Origin of the sequence: Bradyrhizobium sp. USDA 4532 (assembly GCF_024171315.1) — a bacterium.
Taxonomy (GTDB): Bacteria; Pseudomonadota; Alphaproteobacteria; order Rhizobiales; family Xanthobacteraceae; genus Bradyrhizobium; species Bradyrhizobium australafricanum.
In genome coordinates this window covers 8,443,722-8,459,348 of sequence record NZ_JALJZN010000001.1, presented here as the reverse complement: position 1 = coordinate 8,459,348, position 15,627 = coordinate 8,443,722, and the positions used below count along the sequence as shown (strand labels likewise).

The 15,627-nt window shown below is 65.5% G+C and carries 15 protein-coding genes; 10 read left to right on the top strand and 5 right to left on the bottom strand.

Going from position 1 to position 15,627, the window contains the following annotated elements; genetic code table 11:
- The first annotated feature begins 373 nt into the window (after nt 1–373).
- Together J2R76_RS39010 and J2R76_RS39005 are read left to right on the top strand one after the other, a co-directional pair.
- On the top strand, nt 374–1,105 hold the full coding sequence (locus J2R76_RS39010; protein ID WP_016846251.1) for a cytochrome c biogenesis CcdA family protein: 732 nt from the start codon (nt 374–376) through the stop codon (nt 1,103–1,105).
- A gap of 91 nt (nt 1,106–1,196) precedes the next feature.
- On the top strand, nt 1,197–2,885 hold the full coding sequence (locus J2R76_RS39005) for a SulP family inorganic anion transporter (RefSeq protein WP_253625847.1): 1,689 nt from the start codon (nt 1,197–1,199) through the stop codon (nt 2,883–2,885).
- Nucleotides 2,886–3,180: 295 nt separating this feature from the next.
- Here the strand turns inward: J2R76_RS39005 and J2R76_RS39000 are convergent, their stop codons facing one another.
- The 3 genes from J2R76_RS39000 to J2R76_RS38990 form a co-directional block, all read right to left on the bottom strand.
- The gene (locus J2R76_RS39000; protein WP_057015020.1) at nt 3,181–3,573 is read right to left on the bottom strand and encodes a hypothetical protein; all 393 of its coding nucleotides are present in this window, start codon (nt 3,571–3,573) and stop codon (nt 3,181–3,183) included.
- A gap of 236 nt (nt 3,574–3,809) precedes the next feature.
- Entirely contained in the window at nt 3,810–5,189 is a 1,380-nt protein-coding gene (locus J2R76_RS38995; protein WP_253625846.1) for a Spy/CpxP family protein refolding chaperone, read from the bottom strand.
- Nucleotides 5,190–5,313: 124 nt separating this feature from the next.
- Entirely contained in the window at nt 5,314–6,738 is a 1,425-nt protein-coding gene (locus tag J2R76_RS38990; protein ID WP_168858429.1) for an FAD-binding oxidoreductase, read from the bottom strand.
- A gap of 160 nt (nt 6,739–6,898) precedes the next feature.
- Between J2R76_RS38990 and J2R76_RS38985 the strand changes: the two genes are divergently transcribed.
- Complete coding sequence (locus tag J2R76_RS38985) at nt 6,899–7,387, top strand: thioesterase family protein (protein WP_168858448.1); 489 nt, start codon at nt 6,899–6,901, stop codon at nt 7,385–7,387.
- A gap of 42 nt (nt 7,388–7,429) precedes the next feature.
- Here J2R76_RS38985 and J2R76_RS38980 read toward each other — a convergent pair whose 3' ends face one another.
- Nucleotides 7,430–7,603 carry a DUF1328 domain-containing protein gene (locus J2R76_RS38980; protein ID WP_016846258.1) on the bottom strand — a complete coding sequence of 58 codons (174 nt, stop codon included), beginning with the start codon at nt 7,601–7,603 and terminating at the stop codon, nt 7,430–7,432.
- A 27-nt stretch (nt 7,604–7,630) separates the two neighbouring features.
- Here J2R76_RS38980 and J2R76_RS38975 point away from each other — a divergent pair, with 27 nt between their 5' ends.
- The 6 genes from J2R76_RS38975 (at nt 7,631) to J2R76_RS38950 (ending at nt 13,810) form a co-directional block, all read left to right on the top strand.
- Nucleotides 7,631–7,900, top strand: a complete 270-nt coding sequence (locus J2R76_RS38975; RefSeq protein ID WP_057015018.1) for a hypothetical protein — start codon at nt 7,631–7,633, stop codon at nt 7,898–7,900.
- Nucleotides 7,897–10,488, top strand: coding sequence for an ATP-dependent helicase (locus J2R76_RS38970; RefSeq protein WP_076824168.1), 2,592 nt, complete (start codon nt 7,897–7,899; stop codon nt 10,486–10,488). Before J2R76_RS38975 ends, J2R76_RS38970 begins: the two co-directional genes overlap by 4 nt.
- Before the next feature lie 90 nt (nt 10,489–10,578).
- Nucleotides 10,579–10,992 (top strand): hypothetical protein, encoded by a 414-nt coding sequence (locus tag J2R76_RS38965; protein WP_057015016.1) that lies wholly within the window; start codon nt 10,579–10,581, stop codon nt 10,990–10,992.
- The gene (locus J2R76_RS38960; protein WP_076824165.1) at nt 10,989–11,681 is read left to right on the top strand and encodes an OmpA family protein; all 693 of its coding nucleotides are present in this window, start codon (nt 10,989–10,991) and stop codon (nt 11,679–11,681) included. Before J2R76_RS38965 ends, J2R76_RS38960 begins: the two co-directional genes overlap by 4 nt.
- Nucleotides 11,682–12,128: 447 nt before the next feature.
- The gene (locus J2R76_RS38955; RefSeq protein WP_018273008.1) at nt 12,129–13,052 is read left to right on the top strand and encodes an ABC transporter ATP-binding protein; all 924 of its coding nucleotides are present in this window, start codon (nt 12,129–12,131) and stop codon (nt 13,050–13,052) included.
- On the top strand, nt 13,049–13,810 hold the full coding sequence (locus tag J2R76_RS38950) for an ABC transporter permease (RefSeq protein WP_028342160.1): 762 nt from the start codon (nt 13,049–13,051) through the stop codon (nt 13,808–13,810). The genes J2R76_RS38955 and J2R76_RS38950 overlap by 4 nt, the downstream gene beginning before the upstream one ends.
- 282 nt (nt 13,811–14,092) lie before the next feature.
- On the opposite strand, the gene J2R76_RS38945 is transcribed toward J2R76_RS38950, so the two are convergent.
- Complete coding sequence (locus J2R76_RS38945) at nt 14,093–14,422, bottom strand: hypothetical protein (protein ID WP_018273009.1); 330 nt, start codon at nt 14,420–14,422, stop codon at nt 14,093–14,095.
- A 302-nt stretch (nt 14,423–14,724) separates the two neighbouring features.
- Here J2R76_RS38945 and J2R76_RS38940 point away from each other — a divergent pair, with 302 nt between their 5' ends.
- Nucleotides 14,725–15,519: a L,D-transpeptidase gene (locus J2R76_RS38940; RefSeq protein ID WP_057015014.1), complete on the top strand. Its 795-nt coding sequence runs from the start codon at nt 14,725–14,727 to the stop codon at nt 15,517–15,519.
- Nucleotides 15,520–15,627: the final 108 nt, after the last annotated feature.

The window sequence follows — 15,627 nt, the reverse complement described above, 5'->3', positions numbered from 1 at the left end:
CCGCGGCCGATGTTGTCGGTGAGACTCGTCGTTCCAGCGTCGCGCAACCTAGCTCAGCGGTGGTTATGGGTCCCGACCCCCGTGTGCAATTGCGCATTAGGCCGGGACGACAGCGAATGTGTGGTGCCGCTTGCAGGTCAAAAATCCGCATCAGTGATTGGCGCGTGAGCGAGGCACCGCCGGAAGGGTTCCCTCCCCCTTGCGAGAGCGGGAGCCGCGCGGCGTGCTCGCCTCACCGTCATTCCGCGCCTGCCACGAGAGTCGACCCGCACACGGGCCTGTGACCATAGTTGAAGGCTGCGACGACGAAACTTCTGGATTGTTGGCCGCATAGACGCCAAGACAGGAGCGCTATTCTGCGAAGGTTTCATTGATGCACGACGTCTCGATCCCGGCGGCCCTGATCGCCGGTCTGGTCAGCTTCCTCTCGCCCTGCGTGCTGCCGCTGGTGCCGCCCTATCTGATCTATTTGACCGGCGCGACCATCGAGCAGGTCAACCAGGACGGCGCCACCGCGGCTTCCAAGCGCGCGGTGATGACGGCGGCGCTGATGTTCGTGCTCGGCTTCTCCACCGTGTTCGTCGCGCTCGGCGCCAGCGCCTCCTTTGTCGGCGGGCTGGTGCGCGCCTGGTCGGCCGAGCTCTCGATCCTGGCGGGCATCGTCATCATCATCATGGGCCTGCACTTCCTCGGCGTGACCCGGATCGGCCTGCTGATGCGCGAGGGGCGGCTGACCGCGCCGAAGCCGGTCGGGCTGTGGGGCGCCTACGTCATGGGCCTGGCCTTCGCCTTCGGCTGGACGCCATGCATCGGGCCGATCCTCGCCGCGATCCTCTCGATCGCGGCCGCTGAGGCCACGGTGACGAAGGGCGCCGGCCTGCTCGCGGTCTATTCCGCCGGGCTCGGCATCCCGTTCCTGCTTGCGGCCTTCATGGTCAAGCAGTTCTCCTCGCTGTTCGCGCGGATGAAGCGCCATCTCGACACCGTCGAGCGGGTGATGGGCGTGCTGATGGTGGTCACCGGCATCGGCTTCCTGACCGGCGCAGTCTCGAGCGTCAGCGTCTGGCTGCTGGAAACCTTCCCGGCGCTGCAAAATATCGGCTAGGCCTTCACGCCAGCGCAGGCTGCCGTCGGCTGGCTTTTGGCCGCGCGATGTCGGACTATCGGGGAATCGCCGCAATCCTCACGGGGCACCGATGGGCCAGGATCGTCAGACGCGCGCCAACTGGCCGGTCTTCCGTTCGCTCAGGGCGTTCCGGCCGAGCGACCTGCCGGGTGACTTGATCGCCGGGCTGACGCTCGCTGCGATCGCTATTCCCGAGCAGATGGCGACCGCCCGGCTCGGCGGCTTCTCGCCGCAGATCGGCTTCTTCGCCTTCATGGCCGGCTCGCTCGGCTTTGCGATGTTCGGCGCCAATCGCTTCCTGTCATGCGGCGCCGACTCCACGATCACGCCGATCTTCGCAGGCGGACTCGCGTTGATGGCGACCGCCGGCTCGCCGGACTATCAGGCATTCGCGATGGCGCTGGCGCTGATGGTCGGCGCGATCATGATCGCCGGCAGCCTGTTCAAGCTCGGCTGGATCGCCAATTTACTGTCGACCCCGGTGACGGTCGGCTTCCTCGCCGGCATCTCGGTCCACATCCTGGTCTCGCAATTACCCGGCGTGCTCGGCCTGACCACGCCGGACGGGCCGACGCTCTACAAGCTCGGGGTGCTCACCGAGGAGATCGGTCAAACCAATTTCTACACGCTGGCGATCGGCCTCGGCGTGCTGGCGCTGGTCGCCGGATCGGAGAAGATCAGCGCACGCATTCCGGGCGCGCTGATCGGCCTTGTCGTGGCCACCGTCGCCGTGATCGCTGGCCATCTCGAAAGCAAGGGCGTCAAGGTGGTCGGCACCGTGCCCGGGACGCTGCCGACGCCATCGTTTCCGGACATCGCGCCGGAGCGATGGATCAAGCTGTTGTCGCTGGCGATCCTGATCGCGGTTGTCGTCATGGTGCAGACCGCGGCGACGACGCGCTCGTTCCTGTCCGATCCGGACAAGCCGGCCGACGTCGATCGCGACTTCCTCGGCGCCGGTGCCGGCAGCCTGCTGTCCGGGCTGTTCGGCGCCTTTCCGGTCAACGCCAGCCCGCCGCGGACCGGCATCGTGTCGGAGACCGGCGGACGCACGCAGCTCTCGGGGCTGTTTGCCGCGGCCATCGTGCTCGCGCTGCTCGCGTTCGGCGCAACGCTGCTGCGGCACGTGCCCGACGCGGCACTCGGGGGCGTGCTGCTGTTCGTGGCGCTGCGCATCATCCGCGTCACGCAGATCGTCGCGATCTTCCGCCAGTCGTTCTATGAATTCCTGCTGGTGGTGGCGACGGCAGCCGCGATCATCGTGCTGCCGATCGAGCAAGGCGTCGCCGTCGGCATCGCCTTGTCGCTGCTGCACGGCATCTGGACCACGACGCGCGGCCAGCTGGCCGAATTCGTCCATGTGCCCGGCACCACGATCTGGTGGCCGACGGGCCCGCACGTCACAGGCGAGCGCACGCCCGGCATTGCCGTCGTCGGCCTGCAGGCGCCATTGTCGTTCCTCAACGCGGAAAGCTTCCACAGCGGCGTGCTCCAGGCCATCGGCGGGGCGACGCCCAAGCCGCGGCTGCTGGTGATCGAGGCCAGCGGCATGATCGAGATCGATTTCACGGCGGCGCAGGCGCTGCGCGACCTGTTTCGCGAATGCCGCGATGAGGGCGTGACGGTGGCGGTGGCGCGGCTCGAATCCGAGCGCGCGCAGGATGCGTTCGAGCGCTTCGGTCTCTACGAGGTGTTGCCGCGGGACCATGTCTTCCACAGCGTCGACGAAGCGGTCCGCACGCTCGGCGGACAGGCGTAGAGGTTGGTGAGATCAGTAGCCCGCATGAGCGAAGCGATACCCGGGAAATCCGTTCCCGCATATCGCTTCGCTCATGCGGGCTACGCACGATCCTCCGTCATTGCGCGCAAAGCGAAGCAATCCATCGTGTGGCATATGCGGAAGCATGGATTGCCTCGTCGCTATCGCTCCTCGCAATGACGGAGCTACAAATTGCTGAGTAGCCTGGATGAAGCGAAGCGCGATCCGGGATTTCTCGCGCGTTGATGAACCGTCCCGGATTTCGCTTACGCTCCATCCGGGCTACCGGACGACTTCAGGCCTGCTCGCCCTCGAGCGTCGGATGCTCCCTCAGGACCTCCGCCTTGATCGAGCCCGCGTGGATGGCGCGCAGCAACGCCCGCCCCGTCTTGATGTTGTTGGCCCTCATGCAGAGACCGACGATCTCGCGCACCGCGGAATCTCGCACCAGCTCGTCGGAGATCCTCATCGCGGTCTCCATCGCGACCTTGGCGGCACGCTCGTAGCGATCACGCTCGATCTGCTGCTTCTTCGCTGAACGCTTGTCGGGCGAGCCGACCGCCTCGGCACAGCCGGCGGCATCGCGGCAGATCGCACGGATCCGCTGCGCAGCTTCGATGTCGCCGAGCGGGTGCGCGACGGGATCGTCCCAGATATCCTTGTGCTCGTCCTTGCTGAACCACCACATCGCCGCACCTTGAAAGCACGGCAAACATAGCTGGCCTTGGCGCAACCTGTGAACCGCAGAGTCGACTCGGTGCCGAGCAAGAGGTGCACACTATGGCCCGGCGGCCACACCCGCGGCCGATCCGCGCGCGAATTGATGTCGAACTCATGGAATAAAGCCCGTTTCGGTTCTGATTGCGTCAGGGCCGAGGCTGCGGGGATTTCGCTCGCCGCGTTTTCACGCGAACCGCCGAGGCTCTAAGCCGATCGTTTCGGCCCGATCGCCTCGAACTGCGCCTTTTGCTCATCGCTGAGCGTGGCGTAGAAATTTTCGAGCGCGGCGCGGACATCCTTGACCGCCTGCAACATGACGTCGAGCCGCTTGGCGACGAAGGCAAGACGTGCGGGCGGGGTCATCGCCTCATTGGTCTGGCACGCGGCCTTCAGCTTCCGCGCGGCGTCGGCGCTGGCATCCTGCAGCGCCTGGAGCGCACCGCGCTGGGCGTCGCTGAGCTGCAGCCGCGCCTCGATCTCGCCGGCCGGCCATTCCTGCATCGCCGGCTGTGCGGCGCCGCAGCTCTGGGCGACCGTCGCGTTCGGATCGCGCGCCGCGGCTTCCTTGCGCTGGTTCTCGGCAAGCGCGTTGAGCCGCGCTTTCTGCTCGTCATCGAGCAGGCCGTAGAATTTGTCCAGCGGAGGCTTCACGATTCCGACCGCGGTGACCATTGCTTCGATCCGCTGCTGCATGGCGGCGAGGCGGTTCGGGGCCGTCAACACCACCTGCGCGGGACATGCCGCGCGAATCACCTGGGCCGCCGCGAGCGACGCGTTGCCGAGCTCGCCGAGCGCCACCGATTGCGCTTCGGTCGGCTGCACCGTATCCGCGATCTGATCTACCGGCAGGCCGGCGACCGAACGGCTGTCATTGCCGCACATCTGCTCGATGCGCCCGCCGCCGCGGTAACGGCGGCCCGTGCGGCGCTCCGGCAGATAGGCCCGGAGATCGTCATACCCATAGGGCCCGAAGATGCCGGCATAGATGTCCGGATAGCCGTAGCCCCAGAATCCGATGTCGTCGCCCCAGATCGCGTAGTCGTAGATGTCGTTGTACGCGAACGGCCAGAACAGCGGGCCGACCCAGCCATAGCCGCCGCCGGGATGCTGCCACCAGCCGTTGGCGACAGTCCCGCCGTGCCAGCCGGCGAGCGCCGCGGCCGCGGCGATCTGCGCACGCGCCGCCGGGTTGCTCAACAGCCGGCCGTTGCGCAATGCGCCGTTGCGCGACAGCGAGTTGGACGCATTGCGCATATGGCCTGGTGCGATTGCGGCATTGCGCATCCGGCCGAAATTGCCACCCCCGCGCGATGCGAAGGCGCCATGGCCGGCGAAGCCTGACCGCGAGATCGCGTGCGAGCGGCCGAACCCGCCATGATGGCCGCCGCCGAAATGCATGTGGCCGAAGCCATGCCCGCCGCGTCCATGGCCACCACCGTGGCCATGGCCACCACCATGCCCATGGCCGCCACCATGTCCTCCGCCATGGCCGCCACCGTGCCCGCCGCCGCCTCGGGCGATCGCATCGCCCGACAGCGCCATCGCAAGCACCACGACCGCAATTCCGATTGCCCGTCCGATCACGGCGTTCCCTCCGCGCACCGCACATATCGCGGCAACACAAGAGAGACGCCGGGCGGGCAGAAAAGTTCCGCGCGTGACACGCGCCGCGCGCGGGCTCGCGAACGCTGCGCGGCGTGACGACGCCTCAAGCGGCCGGGACGATCTTTCCGGGATTGAAGATGTTTTGCGGGTCGAGGGCCTGCTTCAGCGCCCGCATCGCGTCGAGCGCCTCCGGCCCGAGTTCGGCCTGCAAGTACTTCTGCTTGCCCTGCCCGATGCCGTGCTCGCCGGTGCAGGTGCCGCCCATGGCCTGGGCGCGCTCGACCAGGCGGTGCATGAACTCCTCGCCGCGCGCCATCTCGTCCTTGTTGTCGACGTCGCAGAGCAGCGAGCAGTGAAAATTGCCGTCGCCGACATGACCGACGATCGGCGACAGCAGGTTGAGCCGCTGCAGATCCTCCTCGGTCTCGGTGACGCAGTCGGCAAGCCGCGAGATCGGCACGCAGACGTCGGTCGCAACCACGCCGATGCTGTCGCCGGGGCGCAGCGCCTTCACCGACCAGTAGGCATCGTGCCGGGCCTGCCACAGCTTGGTGCGGTCTTCCGGCTTGGTGGTCCAGGTGAAGTCGCCGCCGCCGCATTCGGCGGCGATGTCGCGGAAATTCTTCGACTGCTCGGCAACCTCGACCTCGCTGCCGTGGAATTCCAGCAGCAGCAGCGGCGTCTCCGGCAGCGACAGCTTTGAGTAGCTGTTGCAGGCTTTCACCTGCGCGGCATTGAGCAGCTCGATCCGGGCGACCGGAATGCCGGTCTGGATCGCAAGGATCGTGGCCTGGCAGGCGCCACGCACCGTGTCGAACGAACAGGCCGCCGCCGCGATGGTGTCGGGAATGCCGCGCAGGCGGATGGTCAATTCGGAGATGATCCCGAGCGTGCCCTCGGCGCCGACGAACAGATGCGTCAGGTCGTAACCGGCCGACGACTTCTTGGCGCGCGTGCCTGTCGTGATGATCTCGCCGTCGCCGCGCACCACCTTCAGCGCCAGCACGTTCTCGCGCATGGTGCCGTAGCGCACCGCGTTGGTGCCAGAGGCACGGGTCGAGGTCATGCCGCCGAGCGAGGCATCGGCGCCGGGATCGATCGGAAAGAACAGACCCTGGTCGCGCAGATGCTCGTTGAGCGCCTTCCGCGTCACGCCGGGCTGGATCACGCAGTCGAGGTCCTCGGCATGGACCTCGAGCACCTTGTTCATGTCGCGCAGATCGATGCAGATGCCGCCCGCGGGCGCGTTGACCTGACCCTCGAGCGAGGTTCCGGTACCGAAGGCGATGACCGGTACGCGATTGGCGGCGCAGATTCGCACCACGTCCTGGATGTCGGCGGTTTCCTGCGCCATCACGACGGCGTCCGGCGGCTGGGTCGGCAGCCATGTGGTGGTATGGGCGTGCTGCTCGCGCACCGCCTGCGACGTGACGAGCCGGTTGCCGAACCGCGCCGCCAGCGCGTCGATCGCGCGCTTCAGGGCCTGCGGATCAGGTCGCGTCACATTGCCCGAAATCGTTGTCGCCACGTCAAATTTCCTCCCACCTTTAGCCGACCGTGGCAAAGCTTGTATAAGGGGTCAAGAGAGCCTGACTTGAAAAAGTGGACGCCGGAGTCACAGAAAAGCTCATGCTCGAACGCCAACGAACCGGGGACGGATCATGACTTCAGCGACTGCCACCAGCGAGATGCCGCTTCCATCGGCCCCGTTCAGATCCTCGGTGATGCAGATCGAGCCGCAATGGATCGACTACAACGGCCATCTCAACATGGCCTACTACAACGTGATGTTCGACCGCGCCATCGACGAGATGTGGCTGCAGCTCGGCATCGGGCCGGACTACATGAAGGCGCGGCGCTGCTCGACCTTCACCGCCGAGTGCCACGTCCGCTATCTCCGGGAGATTCATCTCGGCGATCCCGTGCAGGTCCAGGTCTACCTGCTCGGCGCCGACGAGAAGCGGCTGCACACGTTCGAGGAGCTGCGCCATGCCACCGAAGGCTGGCTCTCCGCGACCTCGGAAAATCTCACGCTGCACATCGACATGGAGGCGCGCAAGGTAGCGCCGTTTCCGCCCGATATCCGCGCCCGCGCGCAAGCGATCGTGGACAGCTATGTGGGCGTATCGCGTCCCGAGGGCATCGGCCGCAACGTGGCGATGCCCTCGGCGAAATAACTTGCCGTTTTCAAGCGAAGCGGCCGCCGGTTCGCGGCCTCGCTAGACCCTTGTGCGGCCGCGTACCAATCCGACCACCGCCGACACCAGAAACAGGATGACGGCGATGAAGAAGATCGCCTTGGCGATTTCGACGGAGGCGCCGGCGATGCCGCCAAAGCCCAAAATGCCCGCGATCAGGGCGATGACCAGGAACGTGACGACCCAGCTCAGCATGATCAAAACTCCGCTTCGTTTTCCCTGTTGTTGCTCGGCGCGAACCTCTGCCCGGCGCCGCACCTGTTGAAACAATCCGGCGGGGAAATGCTGGTTCCTGAGCATGAAACCGCGAAATTTTCGCCGATTTCCGGAACCGCGATTGACTGCGGGCTGCTGCCAAAAGCGTTCCTGTCGATCGCGATAAAACCTGTCAAAACGGCCGATCAGGCCCTATATGGCCTTCAATCCCTGTTAAGAAGGCTCCCCTTCACCATCCTGCGGTGCCATCGTGGGGCCGAGACGATTCGCCAATGACCGAGCCGAGCAAATTGCCCCATCACGGCGTTCCCGAGCACCAGCCGGCGGCTGGCGGCATCGCCGCGCGTGCGCGGGCGGCGGCCGGTCCGCAATATCTGAACGGCCTCAATCCGGAGCAGCGCGAGGCGGTCGAGACGCTCGACGGTCCGGTGCTGGTGCTTGCCGGCGCCGGCACCGGCAAGACACGCGTCCTGACCACGCGCATCGCGCATATCCTGAGCCAGGGCCGCGCGCGGCCGCACGAGATCCTGTCGGTGACCTTCACCAACAAGGCGGCGCGCGAGATGAAGCTGCGGCTCGGGCAGATGCTCGGCCAGGCGGTCGAGGGCATGCCGTGGCTCGGCACCTTCCACTCGATCGGCGGCCGCATCCTGCGCATCCATGCCGAGCTGGTGCAGCTGAAATCCAACTTCACGGTGCTCGACGTCGACGACCAGGTGCGGCTGTTGAAGCAATTGCTGCAGGCCGAGAACATCGACGACAAGCGCTGGCCGGCGCGGATGCTGGCCGGCCTGATCGATGGCTGGAAGAATCGCGGCCTGTCGCCATCGCAGGTGCCGGCGGGCGAAGCCGCCTCGTTCGGCAACGGCAAGGGCGGCAAGATCTACGCGACCTATCAGGAGCGGCTGAAGATCCTCAACGCGGCCGATTTCGGCGACCTGCTGCTCGAGAACATCAGGCTGTTCCGCGAAAATCCGGACGTGCTGCGGCAGTACCAGAGCCGCTTCAAGTTCATCCTGGTCGACGAATATCAGGACACCAACGTCGCGCAGTATCTGTGGCTGCGCCTGCTGTCGCAGGCGCCGTCGCGGCCGGGCCAGCCGCTCTCGGCGGTGATCCCGGGCGAGCTTACCTCGCCCCGCTTGCGGGGAGAGGTCGGCGCGCAAGGCGCGCCGGGTGAGGGGGACTCTCCGCGGACTGAGCTCGAGGATAGAGCCCCTCACCCCGACCCTCTCCCCGTGAAGGACGGGGAGAGGGAGCAGACCGTTCTCAAGAACATCTGCTGCGTCGGCGACGACGACCAGTCGATCTATGGCTGGCGCGGCGCCGAAGTCGACAACATCCTGCGCTTCGAGCACGATTTCCCCGGCGCCAAGGTCATCCGCCTCGAGCGCAATTACCGCTCCACCGGCCACATCCTGGCCGCGGCCTCGCATCTGATCGCGCATAATGAAGGCCGGCTCGGCAAGACGCTGCGCACCGAGGATGTCGACGGTGAGAAGGTCACCGTCACCGGCTCCTGGGATTCGGAAGAGGAAGCGCGCGCGATCGGCGAGGAGCTCGAGGAACTGCAGCGCGCGGGCGAAAACCTCAACGACGTCGCTATCCTGGTGCGCGCCTCGTTCCAGATGCGCGAGTTCGAAGACCGCTTCGTCACGCTCGGCCTGCCCTACCGCGTGATCGGCGGCCCCCGATTCTATGAGCGCGCCGAAATCCGCGATGCGCTGGCCTATTTGCGCACCATCAACTCGCCGGCCGACGATCTCGCCTTCGAGCGCATCGTCAACGTGCCCAAACGGGGGCTCGGCGACGCCACCGTGCAGCTGCTGCATGACCATGCCCGCAAGCGCCGCATTCCGCTGTTCGAGGCGGCGCGCGCCGTGGTCGAGACCGACGAGCTGAAGCCGAAGGCGCGCGGCTCCTTGCGCGATCTCGTCATGCAGTTCGACCGCTGGCGCGCCCAGCGCGAGGTCACCTCGCACACCGAGCTCGCCGAGATCGTGCTCGACGAGAGCGGCTACACCGAGATGTGGCAGAAGGACCGCTCGGCTGATGCCGCGGGCCGGCTGGAGAACCTCAAGGAGCTGGTGCGTTCGATGGAGGAATTCGAGAACCTGCAAGGGTTTCTCGAACATATCTCGCTGGTGATGGACCGCGACGGCGAGGCCGGCGACGAGGCGGTGTCGCTGATGACGCTGCATTCGGCCAAGGGCTTGGAATTCGACAACGTGTTCCTGCCGGGCTGGGAGGAAGGCCTGTTTCCGAGCCAGCGCACGCTGGACGAACAGGGCCGCGCCGGGCTCGAGGAGGAGCGCCGCCTCGCCCATGTCGGGCTGACCCGGGCGCGCCGCCGCGCCAAGATCTATTTCGCCACCAACCGCCGCATCCATGGCACCTGGTCGACCACGATCCCCTCGCGCTTCCTCGACGAGCTGCCGGCGCACAATGTCGAAATCACCGAATCCAAGGGCGGATCGGGCTGGGGCGGCAGCGGCGGCTATGGCGCCTCGCGCTTCGACAACCTCGAATCATTCGGCTCGAGCTATTCGACCCCGGGCTGGCAGCGCGCCCAGGCCAACCGCAACCGCGGCGGCGGGGGCCGTAGCGGCAGCGGCTTCGAGGAGCGGCAATCCTCCTTTTCCTCCGAAAGCTTCAATCGCACCAAGCGCGGCCCTGTCGTGATCGAGGGCGAGCTGGTGGCGAAGTCCACCGGCACAACGTCGGATTTTTCGCTGGACGACCGGGTATTTCACCAGAAATTCGGCTACGGCCATGTGGTGAAGATCGACGGCAACAAGCTGACCATCGCCTTCGAAAAGGCCGGCGAGAAGAAGGTGGTCGACAGCTTTGTGCAACGGGTGTGACATAGCGACCTTTCTTTGGCGACCTTCTTTGGCGGTCTTCTCTGTTGGTAGCCCTTGACCCCAGTTGATTTCATGGGTTGAGATGGATCCATGGTCCGGGGGAGGTTTTTCCTTTTTGTCATCGCGCTCACCGCGCCGTCGCTGGCGGTCGCGGAGACGATGAGCTTTGGCGATTCGGCAGCCCAGCTCGCCAAGGCCTGCGGCGCAGACATCACCGCGAACTGCCGCGGCGTCAATCTCGACTCCAACCGCCTCAAGGAATGCCTGTCGCGCAACCGCGACGTGATCTCGCCGCAGTGCAAGGAGAGCTACTTCTCCACCCTCGATGCGATCCAGAAGCGGATCGCGGCGCGCGTCACCGTTGCGAATGCCTGCACCCGCGAGATCGTCAAGGTCTGCGGCGGCTCGACCAAGGAGACCAGCAAGTCGGTGCCCTGCCTCGTCAGCGCCAAGGGCCTCAGCCGCAATTGCACCCAGGCGATCAATGACGCGGGGTATCAATGATGCGGCTGTCGAGGCGAGGCTTGCGCGATCCTGGCCTTTTGGCCCTGCTGGGCACGCTGGCTTTGCTGGCGATGTCGATTGCGCCAGCGCCGGCGCAGACCGCCATCACACGCGACGACGTCATCGCCAAGCTCAATCATTTTGAGACAGATGCCGAGGTCGATGTCCCTGCGCTGCGCCAGCAGGTGGCCGAACGATCGAAGTCGCGATCGAAGAACGAGCCACCGCCCTCGAAGCGGCCGCCGATCGCTCCCGACCTGACCAAGCTGCCGACGTTTAACGTCGACATCGCGTTCGACGTCGACACGCCGATCGTGCTGCCGGAGTCGTATCAGACGGTCGGGCGGATCGCCGATGCGCTGACGCACTCCTCGCTGCTGCCCTACACCTTCCTGATCGTCGGCCACATCGAATCGACCGGACGACGCGAGAACAATGTGCTGCTGAGCCAGCGGCGCGCCGACGCGATCCGCGACATCCTGGTCAACACCTTCAAGATCACCGCGAAGCGCCTGCAGTCGGTCGGGCTCGGCGAGGAGCAGTTGCTCGACCCGACCAAACCCAACGCGCCGGTCAACAACCAGGTGCAGATCATGCTGGTCGCGAAGGTCGCCGACAGCGCGCCGCCCGCGCACCCTGCCCCGACGGCCGCCGCCAAGAAGCCGGCGAAATCAGCCAAGAAGCACTGATTGGATTGAATATCGGGGCGTCGGAACTGCGTCCCCTCCCGCCCGTATACGATGTCCCCGGGGCGAGCGGCGCCTCCACGATTTCGGAATAATAGAAGATTACCGCTGATTTGCCCGACGGGTCAAGTTGCAATATGCGCCGCCGGCCGCCGGCTCCTTTGCATGGGGTTGTTTTCGATATTTTGGTAGTGCGCCCCTGAGGCGGCAGGCTATCAGCCTCGTTCGAGCCCGGCCTCGATACGTGGACACGTGAGTTGCAGAGGCCGCAAGCGCCGTATGCAATGGCCCTGCCCGCAAGCGGGAGCGGTGCACGCTGCAGAATAAATTTCTCCCTCGCCGACCGATTGCAGAACGGACCGTGCGTTCCTATCTGGGCTGAACCCGCATCACGCGCCTGCCCGGGCCCCAATCCGCGCGCGCCCCCTCCCTCACGCTCACCGACTCTCCATGTCGCCGATCATCTCCGTATCCAATCTTTCGAAAACCTATGGCTCCGGCTTCAAGGCGCTGAAGGGCATCAATCTCGATATCGTCAAAGGCGAGATCTTCGCGCTGCTCGGGCCGAACGGCGCCGGCAAGACCACGCTGATCAGCATCATCTGCGGCATCGCCAATCCGAGCGAGGGCCGCATCACGATCGGCGGGCACGACATCATCGCCGACTATCGCGCGGCGCGGTCGATGATCGGGCTGGTTCCGCAGGAACTGCACACCGACGCGTTCGAGTCGGTGTGGGCGACCGTCAGCTTCAGCCGCGGCCTGTTCGGCAAGCCGAAGAACCCCGCCCATATCGAGAAGGTGCTGCGCGACCTGTCGCTGTGGGACAAGAAGGACGACAAGATCATCACGCTGTCCGGGGGCATGAAGCGCCGCGTGATGATCGCCAAGGCGCTGTCGCACGAGCCGCAGATCCTGTTCCTCGACGAGCCGACCGCCGGCGTCGACGTCGAATTGCGCAAGGGCATGTGGGAGGTGGTCCGCACGCTGCAGGCTTCCGGCGTCACCATTATCCTGACCACGCACTACATCGAGGAAGCCGAGGAGATGGCCGACCGCATCGGCGTCATCAACAAGGGCGAGATCATCCTGATCGAGGACAAGGCGACCTTGATGCAGAAGCTCGGCAAGAAGGAGCTGACCCTGCAGTTGCAGAACAAGCTCGAGGCCATTCCCGATGTTCTGTCTGCCTACAATCTCGAATTGTCCGACGACGGCCGCACCGTGACCTACGACTACGATACCAAAGGCGACCGCACCGGCATCACCAGCCTGCTCAACGATCTCCGCAATGCCGGCATCCGCATCTCGGACCTCGATACCAAACAAAGCTCCCTCGAAGACATCTTCGTCAGCCTCGTGAGGGCGCCATGAACTACCGCGCAATCCGGGCCATCTACCTGTTCGAAATGGCGCGCACCTGGCGCACGCTGCTGCAGAGCATCGTCTCGCCGGTGGTGTCGACCTCGCTGTACTTTGTGGTGTTCGGCGCCGCGATCGGCTCGCGCATCACCGAGGTCGAGGGCGTCAGCTACGGCACCTTCATCGTGCCGGGGCTCGTGATGCTGTCGGTGCTGACTCAGAGCATCTCCAACGCCTCGTTCGGCATCTACTTCCCGAAATTCGTCGGCACGATCTACGAGATCCTGTCGGCGCCGATCTCCTATTTCGAGATCGTCATCGGCTATGTCGGCGCCGCCGCCACCAAGTCGATCATCCTCGGCCTGATCATCCTGGCGACGGCCGGGCTTTTCGTACCCTTGCATATCCAGCATCCGGTGTGGATGCTGACCTTCCTGGTGCTGACGGCGGTCACCTTCAGCCTGTTCGGCTTCATCATCGGCATCTGGGCCGATGGCTTCGAGAAGCTGCAGATGATCCCGATGCTGGTGGTGACACCGCTGACCTTCCTCGGCGGCAGCTTCTATTCGGTGAACATGCTGCCGTCGGGCTGGCGCACAATTACGCTGCTCAATCCCGTGGTCTATTTGATCTCCGGCTTCCGCTGGAGCTTCTACGAGATCGCCGATGTCAGCGTGCCGCTGAGCCTCGGCATGACCGTGGGCTTCCTGGTCGCCTGCATGGCCATCGTGGCGTGGATCTTCAGGACCGGCTACCGGCTGAAGAACTGACTTGCAAGCGAGTCATTCCGGGGCGCGCCTTAGCGCGAACCTCAGATGCGCAATTGCGCATCGGGGAATCTCACGCCGTCACTTCGAGATTCCGGCTTCATGCTTCGCATGCCCCGGAATGACGCTCGCCCGTAGCCCGGATAGAGCGAAGCGCAATCGGGACCCTATCGCCAAGCCTGCAGAACCCGGATTTCGCTTCGCTCCATCCGGGCTACGCGTCTGTCGAACTGCGGCGCAAGATTCCGGGTTCATGCTTCGCATGCCCCGGAATGACAATCCCAATCAATAGCAGTGGAAATGACCGTGGCGGTAATAGCCGCGGCAGCGGTGGCCACGGCGGTAACCGCGATCCGGGATGCCGAACACGCCCTTGACCGCGCCCATGGCGCCACCGACACCGGCGCCGACGGCGCCGCCAACCACGCCGCCCACCGGGCCGGCGACCCGGTTGCCCTCATAGGCGCCCTCATGAGCGCCGCGGACGATGCCTTGGGCATGGCCGGCGTGGGGGACTGCGACCAGCGTCAAAGCGAGGGCTGCGGCCGCAAGCAGGAGCCGCGCGGAGAGGCCGGCTGGGACGACGGCCGCGGTCTTCACCTTGGTGTTGTTCATCTGGATTCCTTGATGCGCGGCGCGAACGCGCCGCCGGGCGGGGATTTGTTAAACGCCCATGCGGCCAAATGGTTGCGCGTCGGAGGCCAACTGGGCCGTGGTCGCGGCCTGCTCGCGAAAAAGTCAGCTCGCCGTGACAGGCAAGCCCGGCTCCGGCCTTGTTTGCGCCGCGCGCGGGATTAACCATGGCGATTGATCACGGCCTTGGCCCGCCACTGGAACCAAGTTCGGATTCCGTGCATACTGATTGCCGGGGACGGAGAGCCGCGGCTTCGCGAGCAGGCCTGGAGGCCAAAGGTAAAATGCGTTCGTTCCTCATTGCGTTCACGTCCGTGATGCTCTTCACCGCCGGTGCCGCACAGGCCAAGGTCGATATCACCATCGACAAGGACAACCAGCAGATGACCGTCGCGGTCGACGGCGTCGCGCGCTATCACTGGCCGGTCTCGACCGGCATCCCGTCGCGCGAAACGCCGAACGGCAGCTTCCGCGCCTTCCGCATGGAAGAGGATCACTACTCCAAGGAATTCGACGACGCGCCGATGCCGCACTCGATTTTCTTCACCAAGATCGGGCACGCGATTCACGGCACCGACTCGGTGAGCCGCCTCGGCTCGCCGGCCTCGCATGGCTGCGTGCGGCTGTCGCGCGACAACGCAACCACGCTTTACTCCCTGGTCCAGAAGGAAGGCGTGCTCAACACCACCGTGACGCTGACCGGCTCGTCGCAGGTCGCGCTGGCGCGCAATCCGCGTGGACGCAACGGCACCGCCGTCGCCCGCCGCGCACCGCAGCAATATGACGAGCAGTACGGCACCGCCGCCGCCGGCGACCCGGTCGTGCTGACGCCGCAGCCGCGCGACTATCCGGCGCAGGTCCGCACCGACGACGGCTACATCTATCCAGCCGACGGCAGCTCGACCGATCGCCGCTATCCGGCACCGCCGTCAAGCCGCCGTGTCTACGACGCGCAGGCCTATGGCCAGCAGCAGCAGTATTACGGCAATCAGGGCTACGCCCCGGCGCCGCAGGGCTACTACCAGCCGCGCCCCGCCTATCAGCCGCGCGGCTTCTACGGCAACACCTATCAGGACTAGAGCGTTTTCGATCGAAGTGGACGCCGGTTCGCGTGAAGAAAACGCGTCAAGAAAATCTGCCGCACGCTCTTGATCCGTGACGGCGCCGCAGGCAGGGCGCCGTCAGTT